Origin of the sequence: Paenibacillus sediminis (genome assembly GCF_017873765.1) — a bacterium.
In the GTDB taxonomy this organism is placed as follows: domain Bacteria; phylum Bacillota; class Bacilli; order Paenibacillales; family Paenibacillaceae; genus Paenibacillus_AG; species Paenibacillus_AG sediminis.
Window position 1 is genome coordinate 161,221 of the sequence record NZ_JAGGKP010000003.1, and the last position, 22,135, is coordinate 183,355.

Annotated in this window: 21 protein-coding genes and 2 pseudogenes; 8 read left to right on the top strand and 15 right to left on the bottom strand. The window is 44.6% G+C overall.

Features of this window, described 5'->3' with window-relative positions; all coding sequences use genetic code 11:
• Positions 1-4: 4 nt before the first annotated feature.
• From J2Z20_RS09375 to J2Z20_RS09405, 7 genes are all read right to left on the bottom strand, one after another.
• Positions 5-916, bottom strand: a complete 912-nt coding sequence (locus J2Z20_RS09375; RefSeq protein ID WP_209848665.1) for a DMT family transporter — start codon at positions 914-916, stop codon at positions 5-7.
• Between the two features lie 182 nt (positions 917-1,098).
• Positions 1,099-1,749, bottom strand: coding sequence for an amino acid ABC transporter permease (locus J2Z20_RS09380; protein WP_209848669.1), 651 nt, complete (start codon positions 1,747-1,749; stop codon positions 1,099-1,101).
• Between the two features lie 27 nt (positions 1,750-1,776).
• Positions 1,777-2,436, bottom strand: a complete 660-nt coding sequence (locus J2Z20_RS09385; RefSeq protein ID WP_209848671.1) for an amino acid ABC transporter permease — start codon at positions 2,434-2,436, stop codon at positions 1,777-1,779.
• 42 nt (positions 2,437-2,478) lie between these two features.
• Positions 2,479-3,330: an ABC transporter substrate-binding protein gene (locus J2Z20_RS09390; protein WP_209848916.1), complete on the bottom strand. Its 852-nt coding sequence runs from the start codon at positions 3,328-3,330 to the stop codon at positions 2,479-2,481.
• Between the two features lie 46 nt (positions 3,331-3,376).
• The gene (locus J2Z20_RS09395; RefSeq protein ID WP_280921750.1) at positions 3,377-4,123 is read right to left on the bottom strand and encodes an amino acid ABC transporter ATP-binding protein; all 747 of its coding nucleotides are present in this window, start codon (positions 4,121-4,123) and stop codon (positions 3,377-3,379) included.
• A 230-nt stretch (positions 4,124-4,353) separates the two neighbouring features.
• Positions 4,354-5,166, bottom strand: coding sequence for an ABC transporter permease subunit (locus tag J2Z20_RS09400; RefSeq protein ID WP_209848673.1), 813 nt, complete (start codon positions 5,164-5,166; stop codon positions 4,354-4,356).
• Entirely contained in the window at positions 5,163-6,050 is an 888-nt protein-coding gene (locus J2Z20_RS09405) for an ABC transporter ATP-binding protein (protein WP_209848675.1), read from the bottom strand. The genes J2Z20_RS09400 and J2Z20_RS09405 overlap by 4 nt, the downstream gene beginning before the upstream one ends.
• A 160-nt stretch (positions 6,051-6,210) precedes the next feature.
• On the opposite strand from J2Z20_RS09405, the gene J2Z20_RS09410 reads away from it, so the two are divergent.
• Entirely contained in the window at positions 6,211-6,804 is a 594-nt protein-coding gene (locus J2Z20_RS09410) for a TetR/AcrR family transcriptional regulator (protein ID WP_209848687.1), read from the top strand.
• An 87-nt stretch (positions 6,805-6,891) separates the two neighbouring features.
• On the opposite strand, the gene J2Z20_RS09415 is transcribed toward J2Z20_RS09410, so the two are convergent.
• The 4 genes from J2Z20_RS09415 to J2Z20_RS09430 form a co-directional block, all read right to left on the bottom strand.
• Positions 6,892-7,632 (bottom strand): gamma-glutamyl-gamma-aminobutyrate hydrolase family protein, encoded by a 741-nt coding sequence (locus J2Z20_RS09415; protein ID WP_209848689.1) that lies wholly within the window; start codon positions 7,630-7,632, stop codon positions 6,892-6,894.
• A 45-nt stretch (positions 7,633-7,677) separates the two neighbouring features.
• On the bottom strand, positions 7,678-8,817 hold the full coding sequence (locus J2Z20_RS09420) for an alpha/beta hydrolase (RefSeq protein WP_209848693.1): 1,140 nt from the start codon (positions 8,815-8,817) through the stop codon (positions 7,678-7,680).
• 18 nt (positions 8,818-8,835) lie between these two features.
• Positions 8,836-9,525, bottom strand: a complete 690-nt coding sequence (locus tag J2Z20_RS09425) for an alpha/beta hydrolase (protein WP_209848696.1) — start codon at positions 9,523-9,525, stop codon at positions 8,836-8,838.
• 176 nt (positions 9,526-9,701) lie between these two features.
• Entirely contained in the window at positions 9,702-10,292 is a 591-nt protein-coding gene (locus tag J2Z20_RS09430; protein WP_209848698.1) for a trimeric intracellular cation channel family protein, read from the bottom strand.
• Between the two features lie 293 nt (positions 10,293-10,585).
• Between J2Z20_RS09430 and J2Z20_RS09435 the strand changes: the two genes are divergently transcribed.
• Entirely contained in the window at positions 10,586-10,930 is a 345-nt protein-coding gene (locus J2Z20_RS09435; protein ID WP_415640020.1) for a Na-translocating system protein MpsC family protein, read from the top strand.
• A gap of 48 nt (positions 10,931-10,978) precedes the next feature.
• Here J2Z20_RS09435 and J2Z20_RS09440 read toward each other — a convergent pair.
• Positions 10,979-11,182: pseudogene (locus J2Z20_RS09440) on the bottom strand (aldo/keto reductase); the annotation flags it as partial.
• A 97-nt stretch (positions 11,183-11,279) separates the two neighbouring features.
• On the opposite strand from J2Z20_RS09440, the gene J2Z20_RS09445 reads away from it, so the two are divergent.
• Positions 11,280-12,143: an alpha/beta fold hydrolase gene (locus J2Z20_RS09445; protein ID WP_209848714.1), complete on the top strand. Its 864-nt coding sequence runs from the start codon at positions 11,280-11,282 to the stop codon at positions 12,141-12,143.
• Positions 12,144-12,256: 113 nt separating this feature from the next.
• Complete coding sequence (locus J2Z20_RS09450; protein WP_209848716.1) at positions 12,257-12,910, top strand: phosphatase PAP2 family protein; 654 nt, start codon at positions 12,257-12,259, stop codon at positions 12,908-12,910.
• Positions 12,911-12,968: 58 nt separating this feature from the next.
• Here J2Z20_RS09450 and J2Z20_RS09455 read toward each other — a convergent pair whose 3' ends face one another.
• Together J2Z20_RS09455 and J2Z20_RS09460 are read right to left on the bottom strand one after the other, a co-directional pair.
• Complete coding sequence (locus tag J2Z20_RS09455; protein WP_209848719.1) at positions 12,969-14,348, bottom strand: MFS transporter; 1,380 nt, start codon at positions 14,346-14,348, stop codon at positions 12,969-12,971.
• Between the two features lie 151 nt (positions 14,349-14,499).
• Positions 14,500-16,926 (bottom strand): penicillin acylase family protein, encoded by a 2,427-nt coding sequence (locus J2Z20_RS09460; protein WP_209848722.1) that lies wholly within the window; start codon positions 16,924-16,926, stop codon positions 14,500-14,502.
• 236 nt (positions 16,927-17,162) lie between these two features.
• On the opposite strand from J2Z20_RS09460, the gene J2Z20_RS09465 reads away from it, so the two are divergent.
• Positions 17,163-18,752, top strand: a complete 1,590-nt coding sequence (locus J2Z20_RS09465; RefSeq protein WP_415640021.1) for an esterase/lipase family protein — start codon at positions 17,163-17,165, stop codon at positions 18,750-18,752.
• 69 nt (positions 18,753-18,821) lie between these two features.
• On the opposite strand, the pseudogene poxB reads toward J2Z20_RS09465, so the two are convergent.
• Positions 18,822-20,549, bottom strand: a pseudogene (poxB, locus tag J2Z20_RS09470) (ubiquinone-dependent pyruvate dehydrogenase).
• Positions 20,550-20,696: 147 nt separating this feature from the next.
• Here poxB and J2Z20_RS09475 point away from each other — a divergent pair.
• The 3 genes from J2Z20_RS09475 (at position 20,697) to udk (ending at position 22,021) form a co-directional block, all read left to right on the top strand.
• The gene (locus J2Z20_RS09475) at positions 20,697-20,942 is read left to right on the top strand and encodes a hypothetical protein (RefSeq protein ID WP_209848725.1); all 246 of its coding nucleotides are present in this window, start codon (positions 20,697-20,699) and stop codon (positions 20,940-20,942) included.
• A gap of 10 nt (positions 20,943-20,952) precedes the next feature.
• Positions 20,953-21,177 carry a hypothetical protein gene (locus J2Z20_RS09480; RefSeq protein ID WP_209848728.1) on the top strand — a complete coding sequence of 75 codons (225 nt, stop codon included), beginning with the start codon at positions 20,953-20,955 and terminating at the stop codon, positions 21,175-21,177.
• A gap of 208 nt (positions 21,178-21,385) precedes the next feature.
• Positions 21,386-22,021: a uridine kinase gene (gene udk, locus J2Z20_RS09485; protein WP_209848732.1), complete on the top strand. Its 636-nt coding sequence runs from the start codon at positions 21,386-21,388 to the stop codon at positions 22,019-22,021.
• Positions 22,022-22,135 lie beyond the last annotated feature (114 nt).

Here is a 22,135-nt window from a genome sequence, read left to right on the forward strand (position 1 = left end):
AGAATTACCTCATCCTTTTTGCCACGTTTTTTCCCATCCTACGCGAAGAGGGCACCTGAATATTCGATATAAGAAGGACACTGCTTAGTATGGTCAAAAGACCAATAATCATACTTATGGAAATATGTTCATTCAAAAACACACTGCCCCAGATCATCCCAAACAGCGGCACCAATAAGGTCACAGTAAGTGTCGGAGTGGGTCCGATGCTGGATATTAAGTAGAAGTACAGCAAATATGCAATCGATGTACAGAAAATCGCTAGTCCAATTACCGAAAAAATTACGATCGGCGAAACGGAAACCAAAGACCTCGGCAAATGAAATAAAGTAAATGGAAGCAGTGCGACTGCCGCTCCAAGCTGCTGTCCTGTTGCCAAAGAAAGCGGAGAGACTCCCTCGAATGCTTTTTTCGAATATACCCCGGCGAAGCCATAGGATACGGTAGCTAAGATAGACAATATAACAGATATGATTACTTCACTTGTAAAAGAAATTGGACTCCATCCGACAAGAATGAGGACACCGATGATCCCCATCAGGAATCCGAAAATTTTCTTAAGCGTCATCTTCTCTTTCATCCATCCCCAAGCGACAAGCGCTGTAAACAGAGGAGTTAATGAATTCAGAATGGCAGATAACGAGGCATTTAAATAAAGAGCTGCCATCGCGATAAATGTGAACGGTATGGCTGCATTGAAAATGCCAAGAATGAGATATTGTTTCCACCTGCTCTTAAGGTCCAGCTTCTTGTGTGTAGCCACAAGATAAATGAGCAGAACCACTCCCGCAATGATGACACGAGCTTCAATGGTCAGAACAGGACCCAGGACAGGAGATGCGATCTTAATAAATAGAAAGGACGCTCCCCATAATGCCGCTAAACTAAACAAAGTAATGAAGTCTTTAAGTTTCATATCGTAATCCCCTTGCCGTTATTAAATTCAATATATGTCCCTTACTTGGTTGTAACATAATTTAGATTAAGATGCATTTCGAAATATTGCTCTTATATTCGTATAAAAATAAAGCCGCAAACCAGTTTCCTTCATCAGGGTCTGGCTTACGGCTTTTTTTTACTATCCGTACCTGTTTCAAATTAATAAGTTCTAGCTTCCAATCTGCGGGCGATGAGCGAGAGCATGTAATTGACGATAAAATACAGCGCTGCGGCAAGCAGGAGTGCCGGAATCGCGTAATCGAATTGATGACCGCTTAATATTTGCACATTATGCATCAGCTCCGGTAAAGAAATAATGATCGCAAGCGACGTGTCCTTGAGCAGTGAGATGAACTGGCTCACAAGTGGCGGCGACATTCGGCGCAGTGCCTGCGGCATCACGATATGTCTTAACGTCTGCATGTAACTTAGCCCAGACGAACGAGAAGCCTCAATTTGACCTTTGTCAATGGAATTCAATCCGCTGCGGACGATTTCTGCAATCATAGCACCTTCGAAAATGGTTAGTCCCGTAGCAGTAGCCCAGAACGCCGTCATGTTGATCCCTAACTGGGGAAGTGCAATTTTAATAAAAAAGATAATAAGCAACAGCGGCAAATTGCGAATGGTATCAATGATAATGGCCGTTACCTTAGCTAAGGCAGGAAACCTAGTATATCGTATCGTTCCTAGGACGGTTCCCAAGATAAAGCTGAAAATAATAGAAACAAAGGCAACTTCCAGCGTAATGAGGAAACCCTGCAGGATGAACTTTAAGTTAGTCAAAGAATAAGCTCCAATAAAATTCATAACAGTGTCCCTCCTCTTTAGCAAACTTTATGAACTCTTCGCAAAGCGGCGTTCCATATAATGAACTGCAAAACTAAGCGGAACCGTCAGCACTAAGTAAAAAAGCGCTACAAACGTATACACTGTTACCGGTAAGAACGTATCCGAGTTAATTAAATCGGCAAAATACATTAAATCCATTCCTGCCACGACGGCTAAAATCGAAGAATTTTTAACCAGGTTAATGAACTGATTGCCTACGGCTGGAAGTACAATTTTAATCGCTTGGGGCAAGATCACATACAGCATCGTTTGAACGTAGGACAGGCCCGAAGAACGTGCGGCTTCAGATTGTCCGCGAGGGACGGACTGAATGCCTGCACGGATCGCTTCGGCAATAAAGGAAGCCGTATATACAATAAGTCCGAGCGTACCGGATACGAATCCATCCAGCGGAACACCTAAAGATGCGGGTCCAAGATAGAAAAAGAACACGACAAGCAGCAGCGGAATGTTACGAATAAACTCGACATATACCGTCCCAATCCAATTCAGCGGTCTTACTGGTGATATTCGGAAAATGGCAATGATCGTACCGAGAATGAAGCAGCCGACAAGAGCCATTAGACTTACCTGTATCGTATTGATAAAACCTTCCCAGTAGCGGTCCCAGTTATTGATCACGACGTGAACATTAAATTTCTCCATAGCTGCCGTTCCCCCGCTTTTCGCCTTTCAAGATTTATTCAGTTATTTCTCTGGTTTTTGTCCCATCCACTCTTCATAGAGCTTGTCGTATTCACCGCTGTCTTTCATCTCTTTCAGCAAATCATTGACGGTCTTCACAAAGGCTGCATCTCCTTTGCGAATAGCCATGCCGTAAGGCTCCTCGGTAAATGTGCCGCCGACAATCTCATAATTCGGATCTTGCTTCTGCATGCCAAACAGAATCGCGTTGTCCGTCGTCAAAGCATCACCTTGGCCTGCTTTCAGCGCAGTAAAAGCATCTTGATAATTTTCAAATTCAAGTACCGTAGCATCTGGCGCCTTTTCCCTAATATTTTTAGCCGAAGTAGAGCCTTTAACGGTGAGCACTTTCGTGCCTTTGACAATGCTGTCAAGTCCCGTTATTGGACTGCCTTTCTTCACAAGAAGAGATTGGCCCGCGTTGAAATAGACATCGCTGAAATCAACCTGCTGCTTGCGCTCATCTGTAATCGTCATCGTCGCGATGATGATGTCGATGTCTCCGTTCTGGAGCATCGGAATACGTGTTTTAGACGTAACCTCTTTAAGCTCCAGTTTATTTTCATCACCGAGGATTTTTTTGGCTAATGCTTTGGCGATGTCAATATCAAAACCTTCAACCTTGCCAGACGCCGGGTCTTTCAGACCGAACAGCTTCGTATCGTACTTCACGCCTGCGATGAGCTTGCCGCGAGCTTTAATCGCATCAAGAGTGCTTTGAGCTGTCGTATCCCCCCCGCTGCTCGCTTTCGAAGCATCTGTACCTTCCGCCTTCTTATCTGCCCCGCATCCTGCTGCAAATAACAGCATCGCTAGCAGCAAAACTACCGCATTCCACCTAAGCGCCTTATTCATAAATACCTTTTTCATTTCTTTTGCCCCTTTCGGTTCACATGATATCTTAATGATGAATTAAACGGCTGAGAAACGTCTTAGCCCGGTCTTCCTGAGGTTTGGCAAAAAACTTAGATGACGGAGCTACCTCTAATATTTGCCCTTCATCCATGAAGACGACCCGGTCCGCCACTTCACGGGCAAACCCCATCTCGTGAGTCACAATGACCATCGTCATTCCTTCATGGGTAAGCGACCTCATGACGTCAAGCACTTCACCGATCATTTCTGGATCGAGCGCTGAAGTAGGCTCGTCAAACAGCATAATTTTAGGGTTCATCGTCAAACTGCGCGCGATGGCCACCCGCTGCTGTTGGCCACCAGACAACTGCGCGGGATAACTGTCTGCTTTATCAGCAATGCCTACACGCTTCAAGTACCTCATCGCCGTCTTCGTCGCTTCTTCTTTCGAGAGACCAAGTACCCTAGTCGGCGCCAAAACAATGTTGTCGATCACTTTCTTATGAGGGTACAAATTAAACTGTTGGAACACCATTCCGATATCTCGGCGAAATTGGTTAATATCTACCTTTTTCGTATGAAGCAGCGTTCCGTTTACAATTAATTCTCCGCTCGAGATCGCCTCCAGTCGGTTTATACAGCGCAGCAGTGTGCTTTTGCCCGATCCAGAAGGGCCGATAATAACGACAACCTCGCCTTCCTCAATCTTCAAGTTGATATCCCTCAGCACATGGAAGTTGCCATAATGCTTATTCACATCAATGAACTCGATCAGAGCCAGCCCCCCTTTCATTTCTCTTAACCTATTACCATATGTAAAATACGACCTCTTAAATACGTATTATTAAAGCTCTTAAAATATGATTAGTATATGCGGTGTAATAACGAGCCGCCAATCCAACAAAAAAGAACAGCTGTCACAGAGAAGAGCCTCTATGTCAGCTGATAAAAGGACGCAAACTGATTCGTTGAAGGAAACAACAAACCCCGACCTCACTTGGTCGGGGGTGTTAGTTCTTTTTATTACAGCGGCAAATCACGTTTTCTAAATACTTGAATACCGATCCCAAAGGAAACGAGTCCGATCACTAACAAAATGAATGACGCTCTCACCAGGTTACCATCACCAATGGCGATCTCGCTCGGTCTATAAAGGGAGAATATAGAAAGGTTTCTCATCCATGCAATTTTGTCGCTAAGCTTTCCAAGTAGATCTAAACTGAAGAAAATAAACGTAATCGCTCCGGACGTACCGAGTGCTCTTTTCTCATCATTCGAGATTGAAGATACCAAAAATGAAATGCCGCTGACGGCAAAGAAAAGCAGAAATGCAGCCAAATTCAGTTCAATGAATCTGGAAGGATCAAACCCGCTGCCATCTTTAATGAACCATGCGTAACCGACGAATCCGGAAATGGTCGTCACGGCCATAATAAGAAACAGTCCAGTAACTAATACGATCGCTTGAGTGATTGCAACCTTTCCTCTTGTGGTCGGTGTAGACAATAAATAAGCCATAGAACCTTGGTCAACCAATTTAGCTATGAGCTTCGTCGATAATAGAACACAGAAAATCGAAAGGATAAGAATTAATATTAATCCGTAGTATTCTCCGGATATGAAAGACTCTATATTTCCCAAACCGCCTTCCACCCCAAACACTCTACCCATGCCTTCTGGCATCGATTGTAAGAGATCGTTGATAGAATCTGAATTTTGAGCAATGCTGGGATACAGTCCGAACATAAGAAGAATATAGAAAGCCGACCCAAATGCATAGTTCATCACAGACTTCATATTCACTTTCATCATTTGTTTAAATAATGGAATATTCATTGCACGGTCCCCTTTCTATCGTAATAATTCATGAATATATTCTCTAAATTTTGTGTATACACATCAATATTTCGAATATTATACTTCGCCGTCTCCTCAGCGAACTTATTGTAATTGCCCTGAATAGCAACTCTGACTCGGTTTCCTTCACGCGATTCAATATGTAAACCTGAATTAGCAAAGGATTCGGCATCTGAACTATTGTCAAAAGTAACCTCGAAAAGTTTGCGCTGCATCGACTGCAGTTCGTGAATATCCTTCACCGTAATGATTTTACCGTCTTTAATAATGGCAGCTCGGTCGCAAGTTCGTTCAATTTCAGGAAAGCTGTGTGACGACATTAGAAATGTTGTCCCTTTCGCCTTTTCTTCGAGCACAATTTCAATGAACACCTTTTGCATCAGCGGATCGAGGCCTGACGTTGGCTCATCCAGTATAATCACTTCCGGACTATGCATAAATGCAGCCACAATGCCTACCTTTTGTTTCATCCCTTTAGACATTTTTCTGATCGGGGTATTCACATCGAACTGAAGGCGGTCAATTAGATTTTGGCGCTTCGATGTATCCTTAACTCCTTGCATTTCAGCCATAAAATCAAGAAAGGCTTTACCTGTCATCCCTTCAATAAAAGAAATTTCGCCAGGCAAATACCCGATATATTTCTGAACGACACCCTGCTCCTTCCAGGTATCTAATCCATGTACTTTCACGAAGCCCTTATCTGGCTTCATAAACCCCATAATATGCCGAATTGTCGTCGATTTTCCCGCTCCGTTTGGTCCTAAAAACCCGAACACTTCCCCTTTATTTACTGAAAATGAAACATCCTCAATTCCTTTTCCATTCGAAAACTTTTTCGTTAAATGCTCAACCGTTAACATCCTTGCACCTCCAAAGGTGAAATTATGAAATTTAATCGATTAAATATTTCATGATTATAGTACGCTTGAGAAACTCCGAAGTCAATAGAATTATGAAATATTTATATGTTATAATTTCATTAATATCTACGCATCATTATAGTGAGTTGGGGTGACAAATATGAATGGTTTTGAGAAGAGAGCGAAGCTCATCAAGCAGAAAATTATGAAGACCACATTAGATATGTTAAGAACGTGGGAGCCTAAAAAAATTCGGATCGCTGATATTGCAAAGCTTGCAAACGTATCGCAAGTCACCATATATAATTATTTCGGAAGTAAAGAAGCATTATTGCGGGAAGTACTAAAGGACTATGTAGATCGCTCCATTCAGCAATTTGAGGAATATATGAGAGGGGATCATTCATTTAAAGAAAAAATACAGTTCATGATCTTGCAAGAACAACAGTCTTATCAAACATTATCACCCCACATTATCAAAGAGTTAGTGTTAGACGACCTAGAAATATATCAATACGTTGAAGATCAGAAAAATAAGAGAGCGATCCCACTCTTCATTCAATTAATAAACGATGGAAAAGAAGCCGGTGAAATTTCACCTAGAGTGTCTATCCAAACGATTTTCACGTATATTGGTTTATACATGAGCCAAGCAAAAGAGCTGTATGATGCAGCCGAACAAAGCGGGGATCCAAAGGGATTCTTTGATGAGCTGATGCATGTATTCTTCTATGGTATTTGCGGGAAAGAATGAGTGTTATAACTATTTAGAGTTAATAAAAAATCGGCTAGATCAAATTTCACCCTTGATTTAGCCGATTTTTGATGATTTCAAATACGCTTACTTCTGACGCGCCGCCTTGATAAATGCTTCGCATAGTTTGGCCATGTCAGCGTCCTCTAACCACATATTTTCGGGATGCCACTGTACACCGACGGCAAAGCGATAATCTCGAGATTCTATGGCTTCAATGACACCATCTTGAGCAAATGCGCTGGCCGTAAAGCCAGGAGCAACGCTCTTAACCGCCTGATGATGAAAGCTATTTGTAAACACTCGTTCTTTCTGGAATATTTCATGCAGCTGAGTGTTTGGCTGTATGTCAACATAATGAGTTGGCTCTGGGCGAGGCGCCTTTTGCATGTGCTGACCTGAACCAGGCTCTTGTGAAGGAAGGTCCTGCACTAGCGTGCCCCCCATAGCCACATTCAACACTTGGACACCGCGGCATATGCCGAGAACCGGCTTGCCGAGAGAAAGTGCATGACGGATCGCAGCCATCTCAAGTCTGTCACGCTTCGGCATCACTTCGCCAAGCTTCGGATGCGGCATTTCACCGTACAAGTGAGGACCAATGTCTTCACCACCGCTAAATAGAACACCATCCACCCGTTCAATTAGTTCTTTAACAACCTCCTCATCTGACATGAGAGGAATAACAACTGGAATGGCCCCATAGCGCGCCAAACCTTCAAAATAACCATCAGCGACATAGCTCCCAGCCGTACCAGGTCTAATCGATACTAATGTGCTTGTAATCCCAATAAGCGGTTTGTAAGTCGTAGATTGAAATGTACTCATGATTTTCCCCTTCCCATCCATTCCTAAAGTCTCACCCTGCCAAGATCACTTCACCGTAATCGGTTTATCTAAAACGATGCCGTCCGCTTCAATCGTTAACGTCACTGTTCCTTTGCCAACGGGTGACAGTCGTCCGTCAGAACTTGCCTTTAATATGTGTTCATCACTGCTTCGATAAGTTACAGCGAGCGGCGTACTATGTAACCCATTGTCGTAGGTTAGAGTAGGGAAGACAACGATCGGATTTGGATAATTCGCCGGAATTTTGTCCCAACCCTTAACCTCTAGCTTAACTGGGCGCGGATGATGTTCTTTGCCGTAAAGCCCGAGCAGAATGTCATCGATTCGTCCTGCCCAAGCAGATTCATTGTGCACTCCGCCTTGCTCTTCATAATAACGGAAATCGCTACCTGGTTTATAGCCTTTTTCCTGAAGAGCTTGGATCATACTCCGTGCATCATCTACCGCATCAATGATTCCATCATTGTCGCGGTCGCTCGTCTCCTCAGCTGTTCCAATGTCGATCCACATTCGCAGCGGCTTCTTATCAGAGGATTGACGTACGATGCGCTCCATATATTTGTCATCCCACCAGAAAGAAGGAGAGACTGCACCGATTCGCGAGAACGTCTCCGGATGATTCCATCCAGCGTAGAAAGAAACAAGTCCTCCAAGCGAGGAACCGACAACACCGGTATGCTCAGCATTAGGCTTCGTTCGATAGTGACCATCGATATAAGGCTTGCATTCCTTAATGATAAAATTAATATACGCATCTGCCTTTCCGCCTGCGCTAAGTCCGGGACGTTCGATGTGAGTGGGAGCATACTCATTAAGCCGGTCGCTAGTATTTGAAATACCGACAACGATGATCGGCTCGAGTTTGCCTTCTGCAATGAGTCGATCAAGAGACTGTTTAAGTCCCCATTTCGTACTGCTTCCCCCATGCGTCTCGGTGAATAAATTCTGCCCATCTTGCATATAGAGAACCGGATAGCGCTGCCAGAACTTAAACTTATAGCCTGGCGGCGTATACACGTATAAATCTCGTTCTTTCTCCAAATGGTTAGAAGGGAACGAAGCGATTGTAACAAGCTGAGCCGTACGATTTGATACGATATGCCATCGTATTACGGCCGCTGCAATCAAGCAAATCAGTAACGTTAAGAGTGTTATTTTCCACATCACTATACCCTCGATCCTTTATTGATTCATAAGCCAAATGAACGCGTCAGGAAATCTTCTTTGCCACGATGTTTTCGAATAATCTCCCTTAGGATCGATGACTGTCTTAATTTGAGAGCTCTTAAGCCCACCATCGCTTTGTAGGAGTTGTGCCATCTCCTTCACGTCTCCTACTGCTGCCGGAAACTGTTCCTCTTTCTCCCCTGAGTCTAAATATACGGCCTTGAGCTTGTCCGCTTTCGTCTTGCGGATATAGTTCTCGTAAGGAGGCTTGTTAAAGGCGAACACAGGCGATAACGCCAATACTTTTCCGAAATGATCTGGATATTTTACAGCGGTATATAATGAAATATAGGCTCCTCCCATGGATGAACCTCCGATAGCTGTATGCTTGCTATCTGTTTGCGAACAATAATGCTCGTCTATGTATGGTTTTAATTCTTTCGCTAGGAAATCAGCATAAGCGTCGCCTTCCCCGCCGTCTCCGACTCCATTTTTCCAAGGCGCATATTCATTAAAACGTGTATTTGGGTCACTAGATATGCCAACGACAATCGTTTCCGGCGCTTTTTTACTCACAAATATCGATTCGAGCGCTTCATCCACCTGCCATTCCACATTATCAGAGGTAAACAGGCTTTGGCCGTCCTGCATATACAGAACGGGATAAGTCGCGTCCGATTTGTCATAGGAAGGCGGTAAATACACTCAAATGTCCCGTTTTCGATTGAGAGATTTCATCTCGAATTGAGGAAAGATGCAACATAGCAATATGAACATTGTCTACTTCATATAATTCCCCCTATAAATCTACTGTTTATTCTACAATAACGGAGGGGGTAATAGAAGGGAATATTAGTAAATAGTTATACTAGTAAAGCAGCTTATTGATATGGAAGCCGGAGTCTCCATTTATACCGAATGGCGAGCATACGAATAACGACTATACCTAGTACGACAAGCGTAAGCTGAAGCGGATTTGTCCAACCCAGCCAAACGCAAAAGCCGCAAAGGATCGTCAGCACAGCATGAATCTCTTCCTTCAAAGCAAGTGGTTTTCTCCCTGCCAAAAGGTCCCGAATCATCCCCCCGCCAAGACCCGTGAACATCGCCGAAAGCAGCATAATCCCTAAATGATCATGAACCTGTCTCGCCGACAGCGCACCATGTAATGCAAAAGAGGCAAGACCAATGGAGTCGAAGAATAACCCCCATTTTTTCCAATGATGAGTCCATTTTATCGGTAATAATACGATGATCGTGAGCGCTACTAATACCATGGAGATCGTAAATGGATCCCAAAGCGCGGATACAGGTGCACCGATAATGAGATTTCGAATAATTCCTCCCCCAAAGGAAGTCGTTAATCCGAGCACATAAACGCCTATAAATGAATATTCCGCTTCAAGCGCTACTAAAGCCCCGGTTGCAGCGTAAGCAATGATTCCAATGAAATGCAAGACTACCCAAGACATTCAAAACCCTCCATGATATGGTTATAAATAAAAAACTCCCCCATAAGGCACAGACCGTTTAGCGGCCTGTCATCCTTACAGAGGAGTAGTATATTAGCAATCCATACTAAAGTACCATTCCACGAATCAAGAGTCATAATTAGAACGATAACAATCCTTATTAACGCTCCATCCATATGACGCTTTACCATTATAAATGAATCTCTTCCTATCGACAATGCAAAATAATCGTATGCTTGTTTCATTTTGGAGTATTATAAGAAAAGGCAATTTAACAAAAGGATGAGATGGATTTGAAAAAAGAAACTTGCGTTAACGATTTCATAAGAAAAGTACGAAAAGAGCTATTCGGAAAAGGACCAGAACGGATCCAGACGAATTTTGTCGGCAATATGGCTGTCAGCATGCTATACGGCAACTTAACACCCACTGAAAAGTTTATCGCTCGTACCCCTGAAGGCAAAGAAATGGTACATACGGCACGCACACGAATGATTCAAGAGATTTACTCCAAACATCGGCCTGATGAACTTGAAGATGTCATAGGTTCGAAGTTCGTACATTTATTTTCGGATATCAATATTGATGATGATATTGCTGTATCTGTGTTCGTTTTCGATCGCGTCATTGAACCGTAAGTCTTGAGATATTAAATGTGAACAGGCAGCTCTGACAATTTTCGATCTACCCGCTTGGGCTAACGGACTGTAAGCCATAATCGGCATTTTGTGCTCTCTTTGCCAAAGCAGCAAATCATATTCTATCCCGCGTGAACCCAAATGGTAGAGCACTTGGTTTACGGTACAATGAGAACCTTTAGACAGACTATACAGCTCCTCCATATCATCGGTATCTAGATTAGAGACGCCCCATCTTAATATTTTCCATTGATTATAAAGCCGCAGCTCCTGCGTCTGTCATAATTACTATTTTCATAGAATAGTATGATAGAAACGATGTAGTTCACGAAGAGGAGGCAATCTTGTCATGATTGAAAACACGATTATACTGCCAGACGGAAGACAAATGGGATACGCGGAATACGGACGTAAAGACGGGACGCCCATTATTGCCATGCACGGTACACCGGGGGCTCGGGTGTCTGCTTTCTATTCGTTACTAGATCAGATCGCACAAAATCCATCCGTGCAAGCCTTGCGAATATTGGCGATTGAAAGACCGGGCTATGGTCTGTCTGATCCAAGCCCAGAGCGAACAATAGGCACCGTAGTTCAGGATACAATCCACTTTGCAGATGCCCTTGGATTGGAACGTTTCGGTCTTTTTGCCGGCTCGGGTGGCGCGCCCTACGCACTCGCTTGCAGTTATCAGTTTCCTGATCGCGTATCAAAAACGGCAATTACGGCAGGGCTTGGTCCGGTATATTTGCCCGAGTTTCGTGAAGGGCTATCCGCAGAAGAGCAAGCTTTACTGCATGCGTCAGTATTTGCACCAGAATCTATTTCCGCTTTCACAGGGAAAGCCCAAGCGGATCCTGCCGCATTCGTTGAACAGTTTCTGATACATATGCCAGAAGAAGAACGCCTTCAAGTTCCGGCATCGCTGCATAGTGCATTCATCCAAATGGTTGCAGAAAGCACCAAACGCCCTGACGGAATGATTGACGATTATCGATCCTTCTTGCAGCCATGGAACATCGTATTTGAGGACATCCGAATTCCCGTCAAATTTTGGCATAGCGATGAGGATAGAGTCGTCCCTATTTCACATGCCGAGCACTTGACAGACACCATTCCTGGGGCAGCTTTGGCGCGCATGCATGGTCTTAGTCACCTAACAACATCTCTGGCTGTTGCTTTTGAGGTGCTTACCTTCTTGAACGAAGAGTAATGCGCGCCACTAATATTTCCAAAACTAGATTATTGCACCTTTAGCCGATAAAGGTTACGATAAAATAATAATTGTCATAAAATAAATCATCATATACCAATTGGGGGCTGTACATGAAGGCGTTTTTCAAGCAGTGGTACCACGCATTAGGCATTTTATCGATCCCCATTCAGGGTTTCATTTATGTTTGGATCACTCACCATATTGGACCAAACATTTATTACGACTATGGCTGGCTCGATACTAAAATTCCATTTTTGCGTTGGTTCATTTTACCCTATGTAAGCTGGATGCCAATCCTTTACATTAGTTTTTTATATTTTGCCATCGTGAATCGCAAAATCTATTGGCATACACTCATCATTTACAATATTGCTGTCGCGATTTCCCACGTTATTTTCTGGGTATATCCTACTCATGTCCCTAGACCCGCCGTTGACAGCGCTGATTTAGCAGGTGTGCTTGTTAATTTTATTTACCGCTCTGACATGCCATACAACTGCTTTCCTAGCATTCACGTAATGACGAGTTATTTATTGTACATCACAATAAGACGTGCAAAACGGCACCTGACTCTAAATACCTCTATACGATCTATATGGAGCGTTCTTCTTTGGTTCATTATTGCTTCTACCGTATTTGTCAAACAACATTCAATACTCGATGTAATCGGTGGAATCATCTGTGCTGAAGTTACTTATCAGCTATTCTATTACGTCATTTCTCTAACTCAAAGACGGGAGAAACAAATGACTGGCAGTTATTGATGATTTAGTAAATACAAAACCCTGACCGCATGTGGTCAGGGTTTTTATGTTGCGATGATCAGAGAGATCGGGTTCCACCATTCCTCGGCATTCTTATAGATAACAGCAAAATACAGCACCCAATGATAACACCTGCTATCGCAACGATATGAAAATGCGCCGTTGAAATTTGATGCGCGAACACAATACCGAGCAAGCTCGAGGAGAAGATGGTTCCTAAATAACGTGAGGTCATGAATAAGCCGGATGCAGCACCGGTTTCCTCTGGTTTGGTGAAGGAATACAGCGCCGTCTGCATAGCGAGATTATTGAATCCGTTACTAATGCCAAGGACGGATAATACAGCAAAAATATATGATGACTTAGAATGATCTTGAATCGTCAGCATCAGTAATGTTCCCGCAATTAACGTCATTGCACCTGCAAGCAGCGCTGGTGTGGATCCGCTTCTGTCAATCCAGCGGCCTGCTAACGGAGCAACAACGACCCCGAAACCCGCTACAGCCAGCATAACAAGTCCGGTTAATCCAGAATCAAAATGCTGTACATGCTGCAAATAGGTCGGAACACCGAAGAAGATCGAATAAAAAACAACGTTGATCAAAATAAACTGCACATATACCAAACTTAAATTTATGTTCTTAGCCAGTGCTGTCACGTCAATAAATGGGTCTGATTTACGCTTTTCGTAGAAGTAAAAGAGAAGGGTCAAAATGACACTTAAGCTTAGATACACCGTGTTCACATGCTTCTCAAGCGACAGCAAGAACAGCAGCCAGCCCATAATGCTCACCGAAAATAAAAGTACACCAAGCCAATCAATCTTCTCCGTGTTCTGGTGCGGTGCGTCTTTGGGAAAAACTCGTAAAGCCAGCAAAAATGACCCTAAAATAAACGGGAAATTAATCATAAAGATAGCCGGCCAATCGCCGAAATGAATGAGGAAACCCCCAATCGATGGACCGAAAGCAGCAGAAGTAGAAGTGAATATAGAGAGCACTCCGAGCGCCTGCGCTTGACCTTCGGTAATTTCTTTGCGGATCATCCCCATACCGGATGGGAATAACGTGGAACTGCCCACAGCTTGGATGATTCGAAAGGCAATAAGCCAGCCGAAATTGGGTGAGAACGGAGCTAGGACACTGGAAATGGTAATGAGCAGAAGGCCAATTATATATAATCTCCTGCGTCCCCATATATCACTCAGCTTCCCCATGACAGGCTGGCCAATGGCGCTTGCCAAATAATATGTAGATATAAGCCATGTTGCATCGGTAAAGCTAAGCCCGAACTGCTCCTGCAACCGAGACAAGGCTACCGAAATCATAGATGAATTGAGTGGATTGAGCATCGTTCCCAGCCCAACGGTAATGACAAGCCACTTTGTTCTGTTCCTCGAGTGGTTTGTTTCTGGTTGAGTCATGTCTGATTGAATCATCTCTGTTCGCATCCCTTTGTGTAATAATCACTTTCATCAAATTATAGAAGTTAACCGCTGTGACTTCAAACCAATTATAAGGTAAAATAAATAACCCCGATCAGCGGTCGGGGTATTGCTATACGAAATTTAATATAAAAATAATAAATTTCTACTGTCTCACCGTGCTTTCTGGAACAAGTTCAAGATGATTGCCTGCAGCTCTGTAGACGGCCGGGTCCATACTAGTCAGATGGTATTTTCCTGTCGTCCACTCATCAACCTGGTCGTGGTACCAGCGGCTAAGGAGATGCCCCGATTGTCCTGGACCGACAACATTGAACGACTGCATTGGATTTGACAGGTCAATGACGGTACGCCAAGCTCCTCCATGATCCACTTCCCCTGTTTCATCATCCCATCCAGCTGCGCCGACAGTAACTCTGCTGCCTCCCATTGGGGTAGCTTTTGCATTGAAAATGAGATTAAGCGGTTTAACCGCGCCTAGTGGGTGGGCAAAATCAACCTGATGATAATTGCCCCACTTCCATTTATCCGGATTGTTCCCCTGCAGAGACACGGCTTGATCAACAGCCTGCTCGAAAGAACGAAGAGCCACCTTCTCAATACCGCCTTTCCCATCAATCCACGGCTCCGGTTTGCCTGCAAGCGCCTTACGCAGCAGCTCATCTCTTACAATCGACTTGTCTTCGAACAATTTAATCATATCGTCCGTAATTTCTGGTTTGAAAACGACGTCTTCAATCTGATTGATCCAGAATGCAAAAGCTAACGGAGCTCCCTGCTGTGGATCATCTTCCTTGTTCCATGACTGAAGCAGTCTCACGACATCTTGGTCAACCGGGCGCAGATCACTATTTTTGGATAGCACAGATAAAAGTCCTGGCAGAAATTCCTCAGCAAGCAGATTATGACGGTCGAACTGAAGCACCTGCAAATCGGAGGTTTGCAAGACAGGTTTACTTTCCAGCACTTGCTGAATTCTCATCTCACGGTAAGGTTCCGCCCAGCTATTCGAGATGTGATAAGGGTAGCTGTCATCAATGACCTTATTATTGGCGGTTGCGATATATCCTTTGGGCGGATTGACAGTGGTCGGAAGCTCTTCCCACGGAATGTATCCTGTCCACTCATATTCGTCCGTCCATCCTGGAACGGGCACCATGCTGTCGCCTTTTTTCCGAATTGGAATTTTGCCATTTGCTCGATAAGCAATCGTTCCGTCATCGGCAGCAAACACAAAATTTTGCGCAGGCGCCTCAAAATAAGTTAACGCTTCTTTAAATTCATCCCAATTGCGAGCTTTGGCGAACTTTTGTACCGCCTCAAGTTCAGTTGTAGGCGCAAGCGCAGTCCACTTTAATGCGAGAGCCGTATCTTGGCTCTTGTCATCCGCGAACTCAGAAATAATTGGACCGTGCCTTGTTACCTGCACTTGATACGATACTGCCGGCTTTCCTTTAACTTTTATCTCTTCATTATAGATGGTTGCCGGCTCCCACTTGCCCATATACTCGAATTCGTTTGGATTGTTTGGATTTCTTTTCTCAATATATAAATCCTGTACGTCTGGTCCAACATTCGTAACGCCCCATGCCACATGTTCATTATGGCCTACAATAATACCCGGAACCCCGGCAAAAATAACGCCGCTTACATCAAGATCAGGCGCCTTAAGATTCGTTTCATACCATATAGAAGGCGTGCTTAAACCAAGATGAGGGTCGTTGGCCAGCATAGGCTTGCCTGACGCAGACTTCTCTCCAGAGATAACCCAGTTGTTACTCCCGTTGAACGGATTCGGTATATCGGCGGCCGCGATCAGCCGTTTGAGATCGACTGGATTATCTTTGAGCGCTTGAATGATGGTCACTCCCCCTTCGGGATAAGAAGGGAATAGCTCAAGCGCCATCTCTGGCGACACCTTCTGCGACAGCTCATACCGGAACGCTTGCCCTTGCCAGTGACCTCCGAGGTCATACGCCATATACTTGCCGATCGTCAGCGAATCAATAGGACTCCAGTCAGATGGACTGTATCCTAATATGCGAAACTCGGCAGGCAGCGATCCAGAATCTTTCGCTTGATGAATATAGTTGTTCACGCCTTGAGCATACCACTCAAGCATATTTTTCGATTCGGCAGAATAACCAGCCAGCGAAGCTTCCGCCGCCCTTCGTAAACCGAATGCACGGAAAAATTTATCTCGATCCACCGTTGCATCCCCAATAACTTCACTAAGCTGCCCTGAAGCTTGACGTCTGCTCAAATCCATTTGAAACAGCCGGTCTTGAGCGGTCACATAGCCTTGTGCCATATATAAATCATGATCATTCTTGGCCTCGATATGGGGTACCCCGTTCTCATCGCGCCAGACAGAAACCGGTTCCTGCAGCCCGGCAATCGCTAATTCCCCCTTAATGACAGGGAGGCTTCTATCCAGAATCCAATAAGCAATGCCGAATACGGTACCGAGCAGCAGTACGAGAACAAGTCCAGTTATCCCTAGAACACGGCGCCAACGTATTTTCTTCTTTGTAAACGCTTTCTCTGTTGAGTTCAACTCGGTCGCTTTCATCATCACATTCCCCTTATATGGATTATATTTCCTATTTATTATATATGATGGAAAGGAATTCGTCTCTCAAAATCTTTCATTTTACAGGGATACCTTTTATAACAGAACTAGACACCTTTCGGGTGTCTTTTTTTTTATAAAATCTACGGCTTGTTCGCGCATTTCGATAACATATCTCCAATATTCTGATAATAGTGTTATTTTCCAAAATAAGGATAAAAGAGAGGTGTTGTTTTTTGTTAAAAACACGCATCATCCGAATGGCATTCGCTTTCATGCTGGGAATAGGCTTGACGTTCCCATCTATGGCGTATGCAGCTCCACCGGCACCAACGCTCCATGATGATAATCCTTCCGGCAATTTCGGGGATTGGTACACGGGCCCCGTCCCGCAAGGTTCATCCAGCAAGCCGGTCATTCTATTCGTGCAAGGGCTTCACTCCAACTACGGTACTTGGACAGGTACGGACAGCTATTACGAAGCTGCTTATAATGCCGGATATCGAACTGCTTTCGTTCAATTGCAGGATGCAGATGGTCCAGGGGGCAATATGTGGACAAATGGGCCGGTGCTCGCGAACGTCATTCGCAAAGTGGCCGCATACTACGGTGTCTCCACAATAAACATCATCGCTCACTCCAAAGGCGGAATTGACGCGCAAACTGCCCTCGTTTATTACGGTGCAGCGCCTTACGTGAATGTTGTACATCAGCTGTCCACTCCGAATAAAGGCTCAGAGCTCGCAGACATGGCATACAGCACCTGGACCTCTTGGCTCGCTGATATTCTGGGTCAAAAAGATGATGCCGTCTACTCTCTTCAAACCTCCTATATGGCTAACTTCAGAACCCAAACAGACGGTAAATCCGAAAACAGTCTGACGAAGACGTACATGTCCGGAGGGGAGGGCGATGACGGGATATTTACGAGCGGCTGGTTTGCCCACGCTGTACTGCCTGGCGAAGATGACGGAGCCGTATCGGTTTACTCAGCGATGGGCCTTCCTTATGGCATACAAAGCTTCACCAAGAACATTTCTCATAGCGCCATGGCCAAAGCTTCCCAGACGTGGAGCCTGGTGCAGCCTAAACTAGCCCTTGCGACCGCCAGCATGGCGGCCACTTCAGCAGAAGCATCAACGGACCAAACGTCCGCTTCCGTCAAAAGCACAAATGTTGAAGAACCCGGTGATCTGATTTTAAGAGGCGGCCAAGTCGAGGGAAGCACTTCCGTATCTTTCCCACTTGAGAGCGGTATTCAAAGCGCAGCATTTAATGTGATGACAGCTAGCGAAAGCACCGACGTTACTCTTATATCACCGTCAGGTATTGAGTATCGTCCTGAAGCGGCTCAAGCCGATTCAGACCCAGAGGGCATTTTCTCCAAAGCAGTGAAGCACGTCTTCAATGTTGATAAACCCGAAGTCGGCGAATGGACGCTCAATCTAACCGGCTCAGGCGACGCTTACTTCTTACTAGGCAAGATTGAAACCTCAGTAAGCACTCGAGTAAAAGCCGGCAAAAAAGTGTTCCAAAAAGGAGAATCTGCCGGCCTCACTGTCGATTTCGGGACGAGAATAAAAGGCTCTATCAAACACCCTGGCGTGACAAAATCGGTTCCAGGCCGAGCTTTCACGCCTTCGCAAAATCTCCAAGAGACTCAAATCGACGGAAGCGTGCAGTTGCCATTTACAGCACCAACTGAACCGGGTGTATACAATCTCTCCTTCGACGTGGAAGGCGTGAATGATAAGGGCGAGAAAGTCACCAGGTCGGTAAACTATAATTTTGCGGTTACAGATGAACAAGGGAATATTGGACGCTAATATTTTTATCATTTTTGGTTTGCATGAAAAAGAGCCTGTTGATCAAATTCAACAGGCTCTTATCTATATCTATCGAATAAGATTCGTTTTCGCTAGCTCGATCAGATCGTTACCATGACCGTTTAGAACGGCCTTGATCATCCAGAGTGTAAATCCATGCGCTTGTTTTATCGTTATTTTAGGCGGCAAGGCAAGCTCCTGGCGATTCACGACGACATCAAGCAATACGGGTCCATCGTGCTCAAAGGCGCGGCGTATAGAAGCTTTCAGCTCTCCAGGATCCTCTACTCTTATCCCTTCGATTCCCATCGCTTTCGCCACGTCCGCAAAGTTCGGATTATCAAGCTCCGTTCCGATCTCTAAATAACCAGCAGCCTTCATTTCCAGCTCAACGAAACTGAGTGCACCGTTATTGAATACAACAACCTTGATCGGCAGCTTGTGCTGTCTAAGGGTTAGCAAATCGCCCATTAACATGGTGAGACCTCCATCCCCAGATAGAGAAATAACCTGACGGCCTGGCTTAGCGATCTGTGCTCCAATCGCTTGCGGAAGAGCGTTCGCCATCGTGCCATGATTGAAAGAACCTAACAATCTTCTTCGTCCATTCATTTGCAAATAACGCGCAGTCCATAGTGTCGGCGTTCCGACATCACATGTAAATATCGCGTCCTCTCCAGCTAAATCGCTGACAACCTTTGTAAGGTACTGTGGATGAATAGGTTTTCGGCCCGGTTTCCCTGTTGCGAGTTCATCCAGTTCCTTACGGACATTTGCGTAGTGAGAAGTAAATTGCTCTAGATGATGCGAATCATGTGACTCTGTCAAATAAGGAAGCAATGATTCGATTGTAGCCTTCACATCACCGCATAATCCGTAGGTAAGCGCCACTCTCCTGCCGAGATGATCTGGCTGAATGTCCACCTGCAGAACAACCGCGTCCTTTGGATAAAATTGTCTATACGGAAAGTCAGTTCCGAGCATAAGCAGTACATCGCAGTTCATGATGGCATGGTAGCCGGACGAATAACCGATAAGCCCAGTCAGACCTACGGAGTATGGGTTATCATATTCAAGATACTCTTTGCCTCGAAGAGCAATAACCATAGGTGACTTCAGTTTATCGCAAAGCTGCATGAGATCTGTATGTGCGCCCACACAGCCAGCACCGCATAATAGTGTAATGCGTTTGCCTTGGTTCAAGTATTCCGCTAACTGCTTCAATTCCCCATCAGAAGGACGTATGACTGGCTTAGTGACATGACAGACATGTTCAGGTATAGGACTTTCATCCGCTTCAAAAGCAGCGACATCACCTGGCAACACGATGACAGAAACGCCTGACCGTGATACAGCTTTCTGGATTGCCATCGTGACTGAGCGAGGAATTTGTTTGGAAGAAGTGACCACCTCGCAGTAATAGCTGCAATCTTTGAACAGATGGTCAGGACGTGTCGCCTGAAAAAAATCGCCCCCAATCTCGTCAATTGGGATATGAGCAGCAATGGCGAGTACAGGAACTCGGTTGCGATGACAATCATACAGTCCATTAATGAGATGCATATTGCCAGGACCACTGCTTCATGCACATACGGCGATACTGCCGCTCATCTCTGCATCAGCACCCGCTGCGAACGCAGCAACCTCCTCATGACGAACGTGAACCCACTCGATCTTCTCTGAACGCCTTATGGCGTCGAGAAGCGCATTCAGCGAGTCTCCTATGATACCGTAAATTCTCGTAACACCCGCATTTATTAACGTCTCAACGATTGAATCGGCTACCGATCTTTTCATTTTTCCTCTCCTTACCTATTTCTGCTTATTTTCACCACTTCACGATGGCTCTATACAGAAACTTATTGGACGATCATTACACACTATCTACACAATCTCTTTCTTACATCTATGAATATTGTAATTAAAAAAAGGAGACGATAACCGATGACTGTCCAAGAACTAACCATTTCAATACTTGGAAGTAGCGGTGGTGTAGCGAAAGCGACGCTGTCTATTCTCAATCAATCTATTAAAGATGTTCATGACCCGCTATATTCATATATTAACCATAGTAAAATTCATTTAATTGATTGGAAGCAACGCGATATGGAATACTACAAAATCTTTGCCCCAAATTTGGTGGACAGGTTGACCTTACACCAATTTGATCTAAGGAATAAGGGCGCCTGAAAGTGCAGAGGTGGATGACAATGAGGAGTATGAAGGATTTACCTTAATCGAACGATACCGTATTTTTGAAGATAACAGAAGTCGATTTACAAACGTAAAAGCGATTATTGGCTCCGGAATGAATCCTGCGGATGCATGGACAATGAATCCGTTTTTCTTCAGTACAAAACAAACGCAACTTATTTCCAAGTGGCATGCGGAGTCTACGGGGCAACAAAACAAAAACCGACTATAGCAAATATGTCACATATTATTTGAAAAACTTTGTTCATGGAGAAAATACTGTTTCGGACGGGCCTTTGCTCAAACGAATGAGAAAAATATCGACAGTTTAAAAAAATTTGCCATGTTACATTTACCCAGACCCAGATGAAAAAATGTGAACGCTGTGCTACAATACTGGAATTGCAACGGGAATCACTAGGGAGGGTTATTGAATCAAAATGCTTATTATTGGTATCGCCGGCGGTACCGGCTCCGGTAAATCGACGGTAGCCCGCTCCGTCATTGACCGTCTTGGAACAGATAAAGTAACATTCATTTCTCAGGATAACTACTATAAGGATCATTCGCACCTCAGCATGGACGAACGCGCATCGATCAATTATGATCATCCGTTCGCCTTTGACAACGAGCTGTTAATTAAGCACCTTATGCTCTTAAAAGAAGGACAATCTGTAAACGCTCCAGTATATGACTTCACAGTTCACGCTCGCTCCACTACTGAGACGGTAGAGCTAAAGCCGAACAATATCGTCATTCTCGAAGGACTTCATGTTCTGTCCGACGAAAAACTTCGGGAGCAGCTCGACATTAAGGTATTCGTTGATACCGACCCCGATGTGCGTATACTCCGCCGGGTGCTTCGAGATATCGAGGAACGCGGCCGGACGATTCAGTCGATCCACCAACAATATTTGGCTACAGTAAAGCCGATGCACGAAGCGTTCATCGAGCCGTCCAAGAAATACGCTGACCTGATTATTCCAGAAGGCGGTCACAATGAAGTCGGTATCCAGCTACTGGCTATATTGACCGAAAAATATTTGACCGGCGATCGGAAATGGTCTGACGATTAATGTCCGGTTTTGCTCGAGCGGATTAAAGCCCCATACAGGTGACGCTTCCAGCGTTCCTGACCAGCGCACCTGCGCGGTCGGGAACGCTTTTTTTAATGACTACTATTTTTACAG